Source organism: Streptomyces sp. NPDC058864, from assembly GCF_042742985.1.
In the GTDB taxonomy this organism is placed as follows: domain Bacteria; phylum Actinomycetota; class Actinomycetes; order Streptomycetales; family Streptomycetaceae; genus Actinacidiphila.
Genome location: NZ_JBHYMQ010000083.1, coordinates 19123 through 34548 on the forward strand (window position 1 = coordinate 19123; position 15426 = coordinate 34548).

A 15426-nucleotide genomic window follows, 5' to 3' on the forward strand; every position below is an offset into this window, starting at 1 on the left:
ACTGTGTAGACGGCGACCTATCTGCCTGCTCCGAGCTGATGATGGACGCGGCTTTCAGTTCAAAAATGCGCATCCTGAATAAAGCCGTAAGTCGTGGATGTAACAGCTTCGTGACGGGCACGGAAGTTCTCCTCGCTGACGGAACATCCAAGGCGATTGAAGAGGTTCAAATCGGCGACAAGGTCGTCGCCACGGACCCCGAGACCGGCGAGACGCGCACAGAAACCGTCACCGCGAAGATTCGCACCCCGGATGATTCGGATTTTGCCACGATAGCGCTGAGTGGTGAAGGGGCCAGTCCGGGCGAGTCGTTGACCGCCACTGCGCATCACCTCATATGGTCGCCAAGCGTGCATGGATGGATCAAGGCCGGTGACCTTGTTCCAGGCATGACGTTGCGCACCGACGACGGCCGATCCTTGCGTGTTGAGGGCGTCAAGCACTTTCGGCAGGTCCAGGTTGCCTACAACCTTACGATCACTCACCTCCATTCCTACTATGTGCTGGTAGGGGATGTTCCTGTACTCGTCCACAATGACGATGCGGAACTCTGCAGGCTTCTGGGTATTAGTCAGATTGAACTGAATAGGCACGTCGGGGACGCGTATCGTGACCACATTGCGGATTCCTTTAGGCAGCGCGGAATGACGGTGGTCACCGACGCGGATTCGGCCGATATGCTGACTTTCGACACTCCGTGGGGTGATCGGCGGTATGATATTGGCATACTGGACAGCAATGGGCGTGTGACGGATTACGTTGAGACGAAATCTGGAGATGTCGGTAAGGATGAGTTGCAGAAAAAAAAGGATGCCTATCTGGAAAGAAGGTACGGGATCAAGGTGCAGTACGTATTTGACGGTCATGGACAGTGATTGAGAGGGTGGTGAAAGTGGCCTTCGAGTTTGGGTTTCTCGGGTTTTCGGGTTCCACCTCTTCGTTGCAGGCACTCAATGGGCTCCTCGAGTTCGTAGGGGACGGGTTCCCTGGATTCTCGGTCGATGCCCCGAAGCAGGGGGAGTCGTGGTCGTCGGCTCGAATCAGATTCTCTCTCGCGGATGGCAGGATGGTTGATCAAAACTTCCAGGTATCTGTAGGGGGTGAGATTGTCGGAATCTTCATTGGGCGGGCTCGTGAAGTGGTGTCGCAAGACGTCCTGCAGGGGCGCGACCTAATGCTCACTGTATCTGTGAGTGGCGCGATGGATTCCGATCTCTATGACCGAGTTGTTGCCTACGCTCGGCAATCGTGGCGCGGAATTCCCTGGGATGAAGCCTCCGGATTTCGAACATCAGTTGATCGCCCAAAGCGAGGATGATGGGCGCTAGGTATTATATTTATCGCGAGCGTCGTTGAGACGGGCCGGGGCTTGACGGTGGCGAAGACCTCCGGTGCGGCAGAGCTGCCTAGGACTGCACCGCACGGAGGTCTTCGTGTCGCAAGGAAATGCCTGGCTCACCGTTCACGGCGGGCAGCGGCGGTCGAATGTGTCCGCGCAGGCCCGCTCGCGGCCCTACACCGTGCAACACCGAATGGACCGAAGCCCTGTCGGACCTCCTTCATACTTACAACCAACACCGCTACCACGCCGCACTCGGCGGCCACCCACTCATTTCGTGGTTGTGGTTGCGATTCTGATAGCCGGGTCGAGGCCTACCTCGACATCGCGGGTGTTGGCCCATGCCCGACCTCGCCGGCTAAGGTCGGCAGGCGCGCAGGCTGAGCGGCGTCGAGCATCCCGGACGCGTCGCGGACTTGCGGCGGGTCCTGCTGCCCCGGTTGGTCAATGGCCTGGCGCCCGGGCGGACGCGATACCTCGTCAGCCCAATTCTCATCCCCTCCGAGGAGCCCGACGGCCCGGACGCCCGGGCTGGCATGCCGGGTCAACGGCGGTGGCGGGCGCGGCGTCTGGGGGCGCGGCGGTCCGTCATCAGGAAGACGACCAGCAGTGCGGCGACGACGCAGATCGCCACCGTCTCGGCGGTGAAGAGCAGTTCGCTGAGCCCGTCGTCCCTGGGGTCCGCGGGAGGGACGTAGACCTCGTGCGACGGACCGGTGGAGGGTGCGCCGTAGGTGATGTGGAAGCGCAGGGGCGGCAGGGGGAGGCTCATCGCCGGTCAGTATCGCGGCTCCGGTCCTGCCGCGGGACGAGTTGGCCGGGTAGGGGGCGCCCGCGAGGGGCCCGCGCGCCGGGTCAGCCGGTTGGCGCGGGGAGCGCGGGCAGCGCGGCGGGGCGGCGGAACAGCCACCGCAGGAACGTGCGCCGCGGCGGACGCGCCTGCACCTTCCCGAACTCCAGCTCGCCCACCAGCGCCACGCGCAGGACCACCGGTGCGGCCGGGCCGGCCGCGGGCCGGATGTCCACCTTGCCGAAGCTGACGGCCAGTTCGTCGGCGTCCACCACGATGCCCGGCCGCGTGACGAGGACGAGGGAACTGCCGCGCACGTCCAGGTCGATGCGGAGGGTGCCCCCGGTGATCACGGCGCGGGTGAAGTCGAGAACCACCTCGCCCCATTCCGACCGGACCTCCATGCGGCGCGGTACGACCCACCGGTCGACACGGCGGAACGAGCCCCCGCGGTTGTCGACCCGGACCACGTCCTTGGCGTCCGCGGGTGCCGTGCCGTGCATCCCCGCGGACGTCGGCAGATCGGCGGTGAGCGGGGCCAGTTCATCGAGCGTACGGGCCGACAGGGCGGCCTCCAGGCGTTCGTCGAGCTCGGCGGCGGACAGCCGCCCGTCGCCCGCGGCCACGGTCAGGATGTCCACTACCCGGTCCCGGTCCGCGTGCGAGGCCCGCAACGGGGCTGACGCGAGCGGCGCTTCCGCAGTGGACGGCGCACCGGCGGGCGGGATCTCTCCCGGCATGTCCTCACCCCGTTCTGGTCGGTGACGGCTTGCGCAAGACGCGATACACCATCGCGAACTAACGTTATATCGCGTCTGGGGTGCGCGCCAAGTCCGCCTCCGCCCCCGGTTCCATGCCGGTACGGAGAACGCGGGCGCGGGCGGGGCGGGTTTGCCGCGTGGGGGATGTCACAGACGGGGCGGCTGTCCTGTCCCTTCTCCGGACAGTCCATGTTTGGAGGAACGCATGAGCGCTGAGCACGCACACCTGCCCCCGGGCGTAGAGGTGGTCGCGACCCTGGCCGAGGCGGCGGGCCGGATCCCGGCCGGCGCGGAAGCCAGGACCATCCGGGTCACCCTGAAGCCCGGCGACCCCGGCGCGCCGCCGCACCGGCACCCGGGTCCGGTCTTCGGCTACGTGACCGAGGGCGAGATCCTCTTCGAGCTGGAGGGGCAGGCCCCCCGGGTGCTGAAGGCGGGTGACGCCCTCTTCGAGCCCGGGGGTGACGTGATCCACTACCAGGGCGCCAACAACCTTCCGGACGCGCAGTCCCAGCTTGTGGTGATGATGTTCGCGCCTCCGGGCAGCCCGGTGCTGACCGTGGTCGGCGAGGAGGAGCTGGCGGAGCGGCGGCATCTGCGCGTCACTTCGTGAGGTCCTGCCGCTGAGCCCCCTGCGGGTGGCCGAGTACGGGAGAGAGTGAAGCTCCGGGCGGAGCGCGTGTCGGCCGAGGTCGACTCGTGCCCCCCGGAGCTTCACGCTTCCACGGCTCCACGCTTCCACGGCTCCACGCTTCCACGGATCCACGGCTCCACGGATCCACGGCTTCAGCTCAAGGTCGATCGTCATCGAGGAGCGCTGCGGCAGCTCGAACCGGGCCGACCGCTCGCCGTCATCGTCCGGCGGAGGGGGAGGCGTGCCCGGCACCGCGGACGTCGGGGTGGGCCTGCGGAGCCGGCCCTCCGCCGGCCGCAATGGTGGCCTCCGCGAAGCCGAGGTCCCCGCGTGCCCCGGAACCCGCCGCCCTTGTCGTTGGGACGTCGCCGGACGCCCATGTCGTCGGTCCCTCCCCGGAGGAGACGTAGGGCGCGCCGCGCTCGTTCCGGCGCGGGTTGACCCGGGAAGGCCGGAACTCCGGCTCACGGGGTGACGAAGCCGCTCGGGGGCCACCGGGCGCCGAACCGGCCCCGGCCCCGGCCTCCGCCGCTGCGGGGCGACGGCACACCGGACGGTCCGGACGGTACGGCCAGGACCGGGCAGCGGGCCTGCGCGAAGCAGTGGGCCGCGACGGAGGGCACGAAGAGCCGCTGCCAGGGGCGGCGGGAACCGGCGCCGACGACCAGCAGTCCCGCCCCCTCCCCGGCGACCTCCACCAGTGCCGGTCCCGGACGCCCCAGCGCGAGCACCGGCCGGAGCGGCGGGTCCAGCGGCAGGTCGCCGTCGAAGGCGGCGTCCAGGGCCATGAGCAGCCGGCGCCGCGCGATCCGGCGCCAGCGGTCCGGGTCCGGAGGGAGGGGCGGCCACCTGCTCTGCGTCCCGGCGGCGCCGTCCCACGCCGACTCCCAGGCCGTGACCACGGTCAGCACGCACTCCCGGCGCCGGGCTTCCGCCGCGGCCCGGCGCAGTGCCGCCACACTCCCGGGGGAGCCGCTGACGCCCACCACGACGCACTCTTCGCGGACCTCGTTCATGCCTCCATGAAACGCCCGGAAACGCGCGGACCAGGGGTCCTTGTCGCGATCCTGACGCCGCCCCCGCCACCCCGGAGACCCGTGCCGTTAACGTTCGCCCGCTCGCCGTCAACGTCGCGTCAGGGATCACCGTCACCCCCCGGACCCCGGGCATAGCGTCCCTGATGCGTCCCGGACCGCCGGCCCCGGCCGGGGCGCCCCAGAACCGCAGCAGGTGCCGCACCAGGAGGAAGCCATGACAGAGCTCATGTACGGGGAAGACCCGGAGCCTTCGGATCCGTCCCCGGCCGGACGACACCGGGAGACGTTGTACGTCCCCGTCCGGCCGGGTCCCGTGGGATGCGTCGCGCGCATGTTCCGCACGCCCCTGGGCGGCCGTACGGCCGTCGGCTTCACCACCGCGGAGCGTCTCGCGGAGACGCTTGGTGCCGACCAGCAGTGGATCACCCTGTCGGAATCCGCGCTGCGGTCGCTGGCCCGCCCGCTCGGCGTCACGGCACTCACCGTGGACCCGCAGCTCGCCGCACCCGCCGTGTCGGACGCACCGGACGAGTCCGGTCGCCGGCTCGACCCCCAGACTCTCGGGGTCCTGAGGGTCACCGGCGCCGTCGCGCTGGTCGACGCCCTGGCCCTGTGGATCGGCTGAAAGGAGCGCCGTCATGACTCTCGTCACCGAGCACTTGGAGACCGCGTACCCCGACGCCGACCTGTCGGTGTGGCCCGCGTCCGCAACCTCCGCCCCCCACGGTGAGGTCACCGTGGGCGGGGTCGCCCTGACCGAGGTCGCCGAACGCTTCGGCACCCCGGCCTACGTCCTGGACGAGGGCGAGGTACGGGACCGCTGCCGCGCCTACCGCGCGGCCTTCCCCGACGGCGACGTGCTGTACGCCGCCAAGGCCTTCATGTGCCGCGCCATGGCCCACTGGGTGGACGAGGAGGGCCTCGGCCTCGACGTCTGCTCGGCCGGGGAGCTCGAACTCGCGGTCGTCACCGGCTTCCCGCCGGAACGCATCCTGCTCCACGGCAACGCCAAGAGCCCGGAGGACCTGGCCACCGCGCTGCGCCTGGGCGTGGGCCGGATCGTGATCGACAGCACCGGTGAGATCGCCCGGCTGGCCGCCCACGTGCCCCCGGGCGACCGGCAGAAGGTGCTGCTGCGCATCGTGCCGGGCATCGCCGCCGGCCACCACACCGCGGTGCGCACCGGCACCGACGACCAGAAGTTCGGGCTGTCCCTGGCCGACGGATCGGCGCAGCACGCCATCGCGCGCGTGCTGGACCAGCCGCGACTCGAACTGGTCGGCCTCCACTGCCACCTCGGCTCGCAGATCAGCAGCGTCAAGCCGTACCTCGCTGCCGTGCGCCGGCTCGTCGGCCTGCTGGCCGCCGTGCGCAGGCAGCACGGCGTCACGCTGCCGGAGCTGGACCTGGGCGGCGGGCACGCGGTCGCCTACCGTCCGGGTGAGGCGGCGATGGACCTGACGACGCTGTCGGCGCGGATACGCTCCGAACTCGCCGAGGGCTGCGCGGCCGCCGGGCTGCCGGTGCCGCGGCTGACGGTGGAACCGGGCCGCGCGATCGTGGGTCCCGCCGGTGTCGCGCTGTACCACGTGCTGTCGGTCAAGCGCACCGGCGGCCAGACGTTCGTCGCGGTCGACGGCGGCATGAGCGACAACCCCCGGCCCGCGCTGTACGGGGTGCGCTACACCCCTCGGCTGATCGGCCGTCACTCCACCGAGGAGCCGGTCCTGGTGACCGTGGTCGGCCGGCACTGCGAGGCCGGTGACGTCCTCGCCTCCGCGGTGCCGCTGCCCGCCGACGTCCGGCCCGGTGACCTGCTGGCGGTGCCGGTCGCGGGCGCGTACCACCTGTCGATGGCGTCCACGTACAACCTCGTCGGCCGTCCGCCGGTCGTCGCCGTCCACGAGGGCCGGGCGCGGCTGCTGGTCCGCCGCGAGTCCCTCGCCGACTTCCGCAACCGCGACATCGGCCTCTGAGCCCGGGCCCCGCAGGCCCGATGACCAGGCGTCCAGGACGCCGTTCGAACGCCCTCCGGGCAGGTGATGTCCCCGCGTCCCCCTGCCCGGAGGTGCGCCATGCCCCATTCCGTTTCAAGAGGCCCGGTCCACGGGTCCCGATCCACGAGAAGAGAGAGTCCGGTGAGTGTGGAGTACGCCGTCCGCCTGAACGTCGCGGAGGGAATCCGATGACCACTGCACCCGCACCCGTCAGACCGGACCGTGAAAGCCCCGCCCCTGCCGCCGAGGGCGGCGGGAAGCGCCGTGTCGGCGCAGGACTGCTCGACCCCGGACAGCTGTGGCTCGCCCTTCCCGACGCCCTGCGCAAGCTCAACCCGGTGACGCTGGTCCGCAACCCGATCATGTTCGTCACCGAGGTCGGCGCGGCCCTGACCACCGGGCTGGCCCTCGTCCACCCGACCGTGTTCGGCTGGCTGATCACGGTGTGGCTCTGGCTGACCGTCGTCTTCGGCAACCTCGCCGAGGCCGTCGCCGAGAGTCGCGGCAAGGCCCAGGCCGACTCATTGCGTCGCATGCGCAAGCTGACGACCGCCCGCCGGCTGACCGAGAACGGCGAGAAGGTCGTGCACGCCATCGCGCTGCGCCGCGGTGACTCCGTCGTCGTCGAGGCCGGGGAGACGATTCCTGGTGACGGCGACGTCGTCGAGGGCGTCGCCAGCGTCGACGAGTCCGCCATCACCGGGGAGTCCGCACCCGTCATCCGCGAGGCGGGCGGCGACCGCTCGGCGGTCACAGGCGGCACCAAGGTGCTGTCCGACCGCATCGTCGTGCGCATCACCCAGGAGTCCGGTCGCAGCTTCCTCGACCGGATGATCGGCCTGGTCGAGGGTGCCAACCGGCAGAAGACGCCGAACGAGCTCGCGCTCAACCTGCTGCTCGTCATGCTGACCTTCGTCTTCCTGGTCGCCGTCGTGACCCTGCAGCCCATGGCGATCTTCTCGAAGGGCTTCATGGGCGCCGCCCCCGACAGCGCCGCGCTGACCGCCGACGGCGTCACCGGCATCGTCCTGGTCTCGCTGCTCGTGTGCCTCATCCCGACGACGATCGGAGCCCTGCTGTCGGCCATCGGCATCGCGGGAATGGACCGTCTGGTGCAGCGCAACGTGCTGGCCTCCTCCGGCCGTGCCGTCGAGGCAGCCGGCGACGTGAACACGCTCCTGCTCGACAAGACCGGCACCATCACCTACGGCAACCGGCAGGCGAGCGCCTTCCTGCCCGTCGGGGACGTCGAGCCCGAGCAGTTCGCCCGGTCCGCGCTGCTGTCGAGCCTCGCGGACCGGACCCCCGAGGGACGCTCGATCGTCACCCACGCCCGCGAGCACTACGCGCTGTCCCACCACAAGGCCGACGAGATCGACCTGCCCGACGCCCGATGGGTGGCCTTCAGCGCCACCACCCGCATGTCCGGGGTGGACCTCGCCGGCGGCAGGAAGCTGCGCAAGGGTGCCGCCGCCGCGGTAGCCGCCTGGGTCCGCGACGAGGGCGGCACCGTCCCGGCGGGCATGGACGTGTACGTCGAGCAGGTGTCGTCCGCGGGCGGTACGCCCCTCGCGGTCGCCGAACGTCCCGCCGACGGGGGCCCCGCCCGCGTCCTGGGCGTCGTCCACCTCAAGGACGTCGTCAAGCCCGGACTGCGCGAACGCTTCGACGAGATGCGCCGGATGGGCATCCGCACCGTGATGATCACCGGCGACAACCCGGTGACCGCCCGCGCCATCGCCGAGGAGGCGGGCGTGGACGACTTCCTCGCCGAGGCGACGCCCGAGGACAAGCTCGCCCTGATCAAGCACGAGCAGGCCGGCGGCCACCTCGTCGCCATGACCGGCGACGGCACCAACGACGCCCCCGCCCTCGCCCAGGCGGACGTCGGCGTCGCCATGAACACCGGCACGTCGGCCGCCAAGGAGGCCGGCAACATGGTCGACCTCGACTCCGACCCCACGAAGATCGTGGAGATCGTCGAGATCGGCAAACAGCTCCTCATCACCCGCGGCGCGCTGACGGCCTTCTCGATCGCCAACGACATCGCCAAGTACTTCGCGATCCTCCCCGCCATGTTCGGCGGGGTCTACCCGGCCCTCGACGCCGTGAACATCATGCGGCTGCACTCTCCCGCCTCGGCGATCCTGTCGGCCGTCGTCTTCAACGCCGTCGTCATCGTCGCGCTGATCCCGCTCGCCCTGCGGGGCGTTCGCTACCGGCCCGGCAGTGCCTCCTCGCTGCTCACCCGCAACCTGTGGGTGTACGGCCTCGGCGGGGTGGTCGTGCCGTTCCTCGCGATCAAGCTCATCGACGTCGCCCTCGTCCAGTTCATCCCAGGGATCTGACCATGGCCCGTACCTCCACGCTGCCCCGCTGGGCAGCGCACCATCTCGCCGCCGTGCGCGTGGTGCTCGCGCTGACCCTCCTCGTCGGACTTGCCTACCCGCTCGGCATGACGCTGCTCGCCCAGGCACCGGGCCTGCGTGACGCCTCGTCACGCGAGACGCTCATCGGCAGGGCCTACACCGACTCCCAGGGCGACCCGCTGCCCGGCTACTTCCAGTCGCGCCCCTCCAACGCCGGCGACGGCTACGACACCGCGGCCTCCGGCGCCGGCAACCAGGGCGCCGAGAGCGTCGTCGACACCCCCGACAAGCCCAGCCTGCTCACCCAGGTGTGCTCGCGCAGCAAGGCCGTCGGCGAGCTCGAGCACGTCGACGGCTCCCGCCCCTACTGCACCCCCGACGGCGTCGGCGCCGTGCTCGGCGTCCTCCGCGAGGGCGGCACCACGGGCCGCGTGACCCGCGTCGTCAGCCTCAACCAGCCCTGCCCCGCCCGGCCGTTCGTCACGGCCTACGAGCACGTGGCCGTCCGCTGCGCGGAACCCGGCGCCGACTACACCCGCGCCGTCGTCACCCCCGTGCGCGGCGACGCCCCGGCCCGCCCCGAGGTTCCCGCGGACGCGGTCACCGCGAGCGGCAGCGGCCTCGACCCCGACATCAGCCCCGCGTACGCGGGCCTCCAGACGCCCCGGATCGCCCGCGAGCGGGGTATCGGCGAGGACACCGTGCGCGCCCTGATCGCGCAGTACACCACCGGCCGCGCCCTCGGCGTGCTCGGCGAGCCCGCCGTCGACGTCGTCGGGCTCAACGCCGCCCTGGACCGCACCCACCCGACGCGCGGAGCGTGAGAGCAGACATGTACGGCTGGATCCAGGCCTCCCTCGTCATCGCCGTCGTGGTCGGCCTCCACGTCCCCCTCGGCGACTACATGGCACGCGCCCTCGAAAGCGGCCGCCACCTCAGACCCGAACGCGCCCTCTACCGCCTGTGCGGCGTCGACCCCGACAAGGAACAGAACTGGCGGCACTACCTGGGTGCCCTGCTCGCCTTCTCGGCCGTGAGCATCGCCGCGCTGTTCGCCCTGTTCACCCTGCAGGACAAGCTCCCGTGGTCGCTCGGCCGCGACGGCATGCCGTGGCGGCTCGCCCTGCACACCGCCGTCAGCTTCACCACCAACACCAGCTGGCAGAACTACGCGGGCGAGTCCACCACCGGTCATCTCGCCGTCATGGCGGGCCTGGGCACCCAGGCGTTCGCCTCCGGCGCGGTCGGCATCTGCGTCGCGCTCGCCCTCGTGCGCGGCCTGGTCCGGCGCGGCACCGACCAGCTGGGCAACTTCTGGGTCGACCTGGTGCGCAGCACCTTCCGCGTCTTCCTGCCCCTCGCGGTCGTCTCGGGCATCGTGCTGATCGCCCTCGGCGTGCCGCAGCACCTGTCGGGGAGCGACCAGCTCGCCGCCCCCGTCGGCTCCTGGGAGTCCATCAAGCTGATGTCGGGCGACGGCGGCGGTGTCTTCAACGCCAACAGCGCCCATCCCCTGGAGAACCCCTCGGCCTGGAGCAACACGCTCGAGATCGTGCTCATGCTCCTCATCCCGACCGCCCTCATCCGCACTTACGGCCGGCTCGTAGGCAGCCTGAAGCAGAGCTGGACCCTCCTCGCGGTGGTCGGCGTCCTCTTCGGCCTGCTGCTGGCCGCCGCCAACCTCGCCCAGAGCGCCCACACGGGCACGGTCAGCGCCGCGGTGGGCGGGCACGTCGAGGGCACCGAGACCCGCTTCGGTGTGCCCGCGAGCACCCTGTTCGGCGTGTCGGCGACCGCGTCGGCGGACGGCGCCGCCAACGCCTCGTACGACAGCTTCTCCAGCCTCGGCGGCGGCGTCCTGCTGGCGGGCATGATGCTCGGCGAGATCGCGCCCGGCGGCACCGGGAGCGGCCTGTACGGCCTGCTCATGGCGGTCCTCGTCGCGGTCTTCGTCGGCGGCCTGATGGTCGGCCGCACGCCCGAGTACCTGCGCAAGCGGATCGGCGCCGCGGAGATGCGGTACGTCGTGCTCTACGCGCTCGTCGCGCCCACCGCGATCCTGGTGTGCTCGGCCATCGCCGTCGCCCTGCCAGGCGGGCGCTCCTCAATGGGCAACACCGGTCCGCACGGCCTGACCGAACTCGTCTACGCGTACACCAGCAACACGGCCAGCAACGGCAGCGCTATGGCCGGCTTCAACGGCGCCACCGACCTGCACAACCTGCTGATGACCGCCGCCATGCTGATCGGCCGCTACCTCCCGATGGTGTTCGTGCTCGCGCTCGCCGGGCGTCTCGCCCGGCAGCGGCAGGGCGTGGTCACGGTCGGCACCCTGCGCCCGCACGGCGTCAACTTCGTCGTCCTGGCCACCGGCGCCGCCCTGATCCTCGCCCTGCTGAACTTCCTGCCCGTCCTGTCCCTCGGGCCGGTGGCGGAAGGACTGCAGTAGCCAGTCCCGACGGCTTCATCGCCGACCCGGACGGCTCCCTCGACTGGCTCTTCGAGGTCGAGGGAGAGGGCCTTGAGCGCTTCAGGGCCTGCTCCTGGAGCGGCCCGGGAAGTGGACCGAGTACCACGGCACCACCCCGGCCTGGGTCTTCACCCACCGGGACCTGCCCGTCGTCCCCGGGGCGGACGTCACCTTCGTGCGCGACGACGTCCGCCCCGTCCAGGCGGCCGTGACCACCCCCGCCCGGGGCCGGAACATCTGGCTGGTGGGCGGGGGTGACCTGGTCCGTTGCTTCGCCGACCACGGACAGCGGAACGACCTGATCCCGGGCATCGCCCCGGTCACCCTCGGCGCCGGAGCGCCGCTGCTGCCGAGCGGCCGGCCTCGGCCCGGCTGCGGCTGACGGGCGTCGAGCGGGTCGGCCAGTTCGCCCACCTCACGTGCGCGACGCGCTGAGGCGGGGCGGGTGCCGGTGTGGTGTCACGCCGGCGGTGCGTGGCGCGGGCCCCTTCCCCGCGTGAAATCCGGCGGCACACGCCATGGCCTCGTGCGAACATCTGCGGATGCTCACACTCGCCGACGAACTCGGACGTCTCTCCTGCACGGTGACGGGGGACGGGCCGCCCGTCGTCCTCGTGCACGCCGGCGTCGCCGACCACCGGATGTGGGACGGGGCCGTGCCCGGCCTCGCCGAACACCACACCGTCATCCGCTACGACATGCGCGGCTTCGGTCAGTCCCCGCCACCCACCGGCCCGTTCAGCGAGCACGACGACCTGCGCCGCGTCCTGGACCACTTCGGCCTCGACCGCGCCCGCGTGGTCGGCGCGTCCTTCGGCGGCCGCGTGGCGCTCGACTTCGCGCTCGCCCACCCGGGGCGCGTCCACTCCCTGGCCGTGTTCTCCCCGCCCTGGCCGGGGTACGACTGGTCGCCGCAGATGATCGCCTACGACGAGGCCGAGACCGAGGCGCTCGCCGCGGGGGACCACGAGGCCGCGGTCCGCGTCAACCTGGACATGTGGCTGCGCGGCCCCGCCCGGGGATGGGACGAGGTCCCCGCCGGGGCGGCCGACCGGCTGCGCGGGCCGCTGCGGACCGCGCTCACCCACCAGGGCGCGGTCGAGGCGTACTCCCGGGGTCGTGCGGACGGCGACGTCGCCGCACTGTCCGTGCCCACCCTGGTCGGCGTGGGCCTCCTCGACGTGCCGGACTTCCAGGACATCGCCCGCCGCTACGCCGCCACGATCCCCGGGGCCGCCCTGGTCGAGTTCCCGGCCGCGGCGCACCTCGTCGCCTTCGAAGCGCCCGCCGACGTCACCGCGGCGCTGCTCCCGTTCCTCGCCCGCTGAGGCGCCCGCACCGCCAACGCGGTGGCCCTCCGGTCCGCACCGTCCGCCCGTCGGGGAGCGGGGGTACGGATCACCCGCGGACCGTGGACGTCCGGCGCGCCCCCGCGCGCCGGACGGGGCAAGGGACAAGGAGCAACCCGCTGTGGACATGAAACTCGAGGTCGTGGTGGTGCCCGTCGCCGACGTCGACCGGGCCAAGGACTTCTACGTGGGTCTCGGCTGGCGGCTGGACGCGGACCTCACCACCGGCGAGGACTTCCGCGTGATCCAGGTGACCCCGCCGGGCTCGCCGTGCTCGGTCATCTTCGGCACCGGGCTCACTTCTGCGGCACCCGGCTCGGTCCAGGGCCTCCACCTGATCGTGGAGGACGTGGTAGCCGCCCGCCAGGACCTCGTGGGGCGCGGGGTCGAGGTGAGCGAACCGTTCCACGACGCCGGAGGGATCTTCCACCGCGCGGGGACCGAAGGGCGTGTGCCGGGTCCCGACGCGGAGCGGCGCAGCTACTGCTCCTTCGCGTCGTTCAACGACCCCGACGGCAACGAGTGGGTGTTCCAGGAGATCACCGAGCGGCTGCCGGGCCGCTGACCTCCACCCCTGTTGTCGTACGGACTTCCGCACCGCGGGCGCCGGGCCCGCGGTGCGGAGGCGTCACACGGCCGCCACGGCCTCCCTCGGCTCGGTCACGCCGAGGATGGCGAGGCAGTTCGTCCAGAGCGCGCTGAGGCGGTGGGTGTCGTTGTAGAGCTTCGCGAAGAGCACCTGCCCCTCCAACTGGGCGACGACCGACGCCGCGGCCGCGTGGGTGTCGGCGACGGCGACCTCGCCGCGCTCACGGGCCTCGGTGACGAGTTCGTCGATCATGCCGACCTGTGTGTCGAAGATCTCCTGCAGCCGCCCGCGGATGGACTCCGTCTGGTTGCTCATCTCCAGCGTCAGGTTGCCGAACATGCAACCCGACACCGTGCCGCAGGACTGCTGGCCCGCGTGCTGGATCTCCTCGGTCGCCTCGAACAGCCGGCGCAGCCGCTCCAGGGGTGCCGCGTCGGCGCCCAGGATGCGGGTCCACTCGCGCCTCTGTGCCGCCCAGTGCTCGTCGATGACGGTCAGGGCGAGGGCTTCCTTGGACTCGAAGAAGTAGTAGAAACTGCCCTTGGGCACCCCGGCCGCCTTGCAGATCTCGGCCACCCCCAGGGCGGAGTAGCCGCGCTGCTCGATGAGCGTCTGCGCGGCAGTGATGATTTTCTCCCTGGCATCACTTGTGCGTCCCATGACAGCAGTATACGACCGATCGACTACTTCTGTGTCGACCGGCTCGGGAACGCTGCTCCCCCCGGGCCGGGAATCCCGACCGGCCCCCATCGTGGTCCGGGCCGCCGGTCACCCGCCAGGACCGGTTTCCTCCCTGCTGGGAGGCAGGGGCTCCCACACGCACGGCGCCGCGGAGATCCACCGGGCCAGGCCCTAGCATGGCGGCGTGGAGCTGCGTCAACTTCGGTATTTCATCGCGGTCGCCGAGGAGCTGAACTTCGGGAGGGCGGCCGATCGGCTCCTGATCGCCGGTCCCTCCCTGTCCCAGCAGATCAAGGCGCTCGAACGTGACCTGGGGGTCCGGCTCTTCGACCGCGACCGCCGCTCGGTCTCGCTGACCCCGGCGGGCTCGGCGCTGCTCCCGCATGTCCGGGAGGTGCTGGAGCGCGCGGACGACGTGGGGCGCCGGGCGAAGCAGCTGGCCGGCTCCGAGGCGGTGCGCCTCGGTTACGTCAACTGGCTCCCCGCCGACCTGGCGGCCCGGGCGTCGGCGGTGGCCCGGCTGCACGTCGACGCGTGGATCGCGCCCTCCCACACCCAGGCCGCCCGGGTCGCCGACGGCAGCCTGGACCTCGCGGTCTGCTGGGTGCGGACCGAGGACCTGGAGCGGCACGGCCTGCGGTCCCGGCTCCTGGGCGCGGACCTCCTCTACGCGGTCTCCGTCGGCGACGACACCAGTGCCGTCCGTGCCGAGGACACCGCGGTCCTCCTCGACGACGACACCACTTCGTGGCTCTCGTGGAACCTCTACGCGGAGCGGCTCGCCGCCGACACGGGAGCGCGGGCGGTCCGCATCTCCGACGGCGGCGTCACCGGCAGTGGCTTCTTCGACCACGTCCGCCGCTGCCGCGGGCCGGTCGTCAACTGCCCCAAGGGCCAGACCACCCCACTGCCCCCCGACCTGGTCAGGCGACCGCTGCTTGCACCCGAGGTCTACTGGACCTGGTCGCTGGTCTGGCGCGCCGACGAGGTCCGGGACGCCGTGCTGGCCGTAGTGGACGCCCTCACCAAGGGTGTGGGCGACGTCGGCATCCACCGTCCGGACGCCTGGCTCCCCGACGGCGACCCCTACAAGCGATAGATTTCCGGTGATCCGCCGGAATTGTCGCCTGCCTGTCCCGGTTATAGGTGACCGGTCGGCTACTTCGCCGGCGGAGTCCACCCACCCCCACCCATCGGGAGCAGGTCATGAGCGTTCAGGGTCAGAAGGTCGCGGTCGTCACGGGTGCCTCGCAGGGCATCGGCGCCGGGCTGGTCGAGGCGTACCGCAAGCTGGGCTACGCGGTCGTCGCCACCTCGCGGAACATCGGCGCGTCGACGGACCCGGAGGTGGCGACCGTCCAGGGGGACATCGCCGAGCGGGGCACCGCGGAGCGCGTGATCGCGACCGCC

16 protein-coding genes are annotated in these 15426 nt (G+C 71.3%); 12 read left to right on the forward strand and 4 right to left on the reverse strand.

Going from position 1 to position 15426, the window contains the following annotated elements:
- Nucleotides 1-65 precede the first annotated feature (65 nt).
- Entirely contained in the window at nucleotides 66-875 is an 810-nt protein-coding gene (locus ACFW3D_RS36920) for a polymorphic toxin-type HINT domain-containing protein (RefSeq protein WP_500512111.1), read from the forward strand.
- A 1008-nt stretch (nucleotides 876-1883) separates the two neighbouring features.
- Here ACFW3D_RS36920 and ACFW3D_RS36925 read toward each other — a convergent pair.
- Nucleotides 1884-2111, reverse strand: coding sequence for a hypothetical protein (locus ACFW3D_RS36925; protein ID WP_500512113.1), 228 nt, complete (start codon nucleotides 2109-2111; stop codon nucleotides 1884-1886).
- Between the two features lie 83 nt (nucleotides 2112-2194).
- Nucleotides 2195-2869 carry a DUF1707 SHOCT-like domain-containing protein gene (locus tag ACFW3D_RS36930; RefSeq protein WP_500512115.1) on the reverse strand — a complete coding sequence of 225 codons (675 nt, stop codon included), beginning with the start codon at nucleotides 2867-2869 and terminating at the stop codon, nucleotides 2195-2197.
- A 226-nt stretch (nucleotides 2870-3095) separates the two neighbouring features.
- On the opposite strand from ACFW3D_RS36930, the gene ACFW3D_RS36935 reads away from it, so the two are divergent.
- Entirely contained in the window at nucleotides 3096-3503 is a 408-nt protein-coding gene (locus tag ACFW3D_RS36935) for a cupin domain-containing protein (protein ID WP_500512117.1), read from the forward strand.
- A gap of 485 nt (nucleotides 3504-3988) precedes the next feature.
- Here ACFW3D_RS36935 and ACFW3D_RS36940 read toward each other — a convergent pair whose 3' ends face one another.
- Complete coding sequence (locus ACFW3D_RS36940; RefSeq protein ID WP_500512119.1) at nucleotides 3989-4540, reverse strand: universal stress protein; 552 nt, start codon at nucleotides 4538-4540, stop codon at nucleotides 3989-3991.
- Between the two features lie 235 nt (nucleotides 4541-4775).
- Between ACFW3D_RS36940 and ACFW3D_RS36945 the strand changes: the two genes are divergently transcribed.
- The 8 genes from ACFW3D_RS36945 (at nucleotide 4776) to ACFW3D_RS36980 (ending at nucleotide 13311) form a co-directional block, all read left to right on the forward strand.
- Nucleotides 4776-5186 carry an SAV_915 family protein gene (locus ACFW3D_RS36945; RefSeq protein WP_500512121.1) on the forward strand — a complete coding sequence of 137 codons (411 nt, stop codon included), beginning with the start codon at nucleotides 4776-4778 and terminating at the stop codon, nucleotides 5184-5186.
- Between the two features lie 13 nt (nucleotides 5187-5199).
- Nucleotides 5200-6537, forward strand: a complete 1338-nt coding sequence (gene lysA, locus ACFW3D_RS36950; protein ID WP_500512123.1) for a diaminopimelate decarboxylase — start codon at nucleotides 5200-5202, stop codon at nucleotides 6535-6537.
- Nucleotides 6538-6746: 209 nt separating this feature from the next.
- Entirely contained in the window at nucleotides 6747-8906 is a 2160-nt protein-coding gene (gene kdpB, locus ACFW3D_RS36955) for a potassium-transporting ATPase subunit KdpB (RefSeq protein WP_500512125.1), read from the forward strand.
- A 2-nt stretch (nucleotides 8907-8908) separates the two neighbouring features.
- The gene (locus ACFW3D_RS36960; protein WP_500512127.1) at nucleotides 8909-9751 is read left to right on the forward strand and encodes a potassium-transporting ATPase subunit C; all 843 of its coding nucleotides are present in this window, start codon (nucleotides 8909-8911) and stop codon (nucleotides 9749-9751) included.
- Nucleotides 9748-11376: a potassium-transporting ATPase subunit KdpA gene (gene kdpA, locus ACFW3D_RS36965; protein ID WP_500512129.1), complete on the forward strand. Its 1629-nt coding sequence runs from the start codon at nucleotides 9748-9750 to the stop codon at nucleotides 11374-11376. Before ACFW3D_RS36960 ends, kdpA begins: the two co-directional genes overlap by 4 nt.
- Nucleotides 11377-11572: 196 nt before the next feature.
- Nucleotides 11573-11779, forward strand: coding sequence for a hypothetical protein (locus ACFW3D_RS36970; RefSeq protein WP_500512131.1), 207 nt, complete (start codon nucleotides 11573-11575; stop codon nucleotides 11777-11779).
- Nucleotides 11780-11939: 160 nt separating this feature from the next.
- Complete coding sequence (locus ACFW3D_RS36975) at nucleotides 11940-12725, forward strand: alpha/beta fold hydrolase (RefSeq protein WP_500512133.1); 786 nt, start codon at nucleotides 11940-11942, stop codon at nucleotides 12723-12725.
- Nucleotides 12726-12867: 142 nt separating this feature from the next.
- On the forward strand, nucleotides 12868-13311 hold the full coding sequence (locus tag ACFW3D_RS36980) for a VOC family protein (protein ID WP_500512135.1): 444 nt from the start codon (nucleotides 12868-12870) through the stop codon (nucleotides 13309-13311).
- A gap of 63 nt (nucleotides 13312-13374) precedes the next feature.
- On the opposite strand, the gene ACFW3D_RS36985 is transcribed toward ACFW3D_RS36980, so the two are convergent.
- Complete coding sequence (locus ACFW3D_RS36985) at nucleotides 13375-13995, reverse strand: TetR/AcrR family transcriptional regulator (RefSeq protein WP_500512137.1); 621 nt, start codon at nucleotides 13993-13995, stop codon at nucleotides 13375-13377.
- A gap of 205 nt (nucleotides 13996-14200) precedes the next feature.
- Here ACFW3D_RS36985 and ACFW3D_RS36990 point away from each other — a divergent pair, with 205 nt between their 5' ends.
- On the forward strand, nucleotides 14201-15115 hold the full coding sequence (locus ACFW3D_RS36990; protein ID WP_500512139.1) for a LysR family transcriptional regulator: 915 nt from the start codon (nucleotides 14201-14203) through the stop codon (nucleotides 15113-15115).
- 107 nt (nucleotides 15116-15222) lie between these two features.
- Nucleotides 15223-15426 (forward strand): SDR family NAD(P)-dependent oxidoreductase (locus ACFW3D_RS36995; protein ID WP_500512140.1); only part of this gene is annotated, 204 nt, incomplete at its 3' end.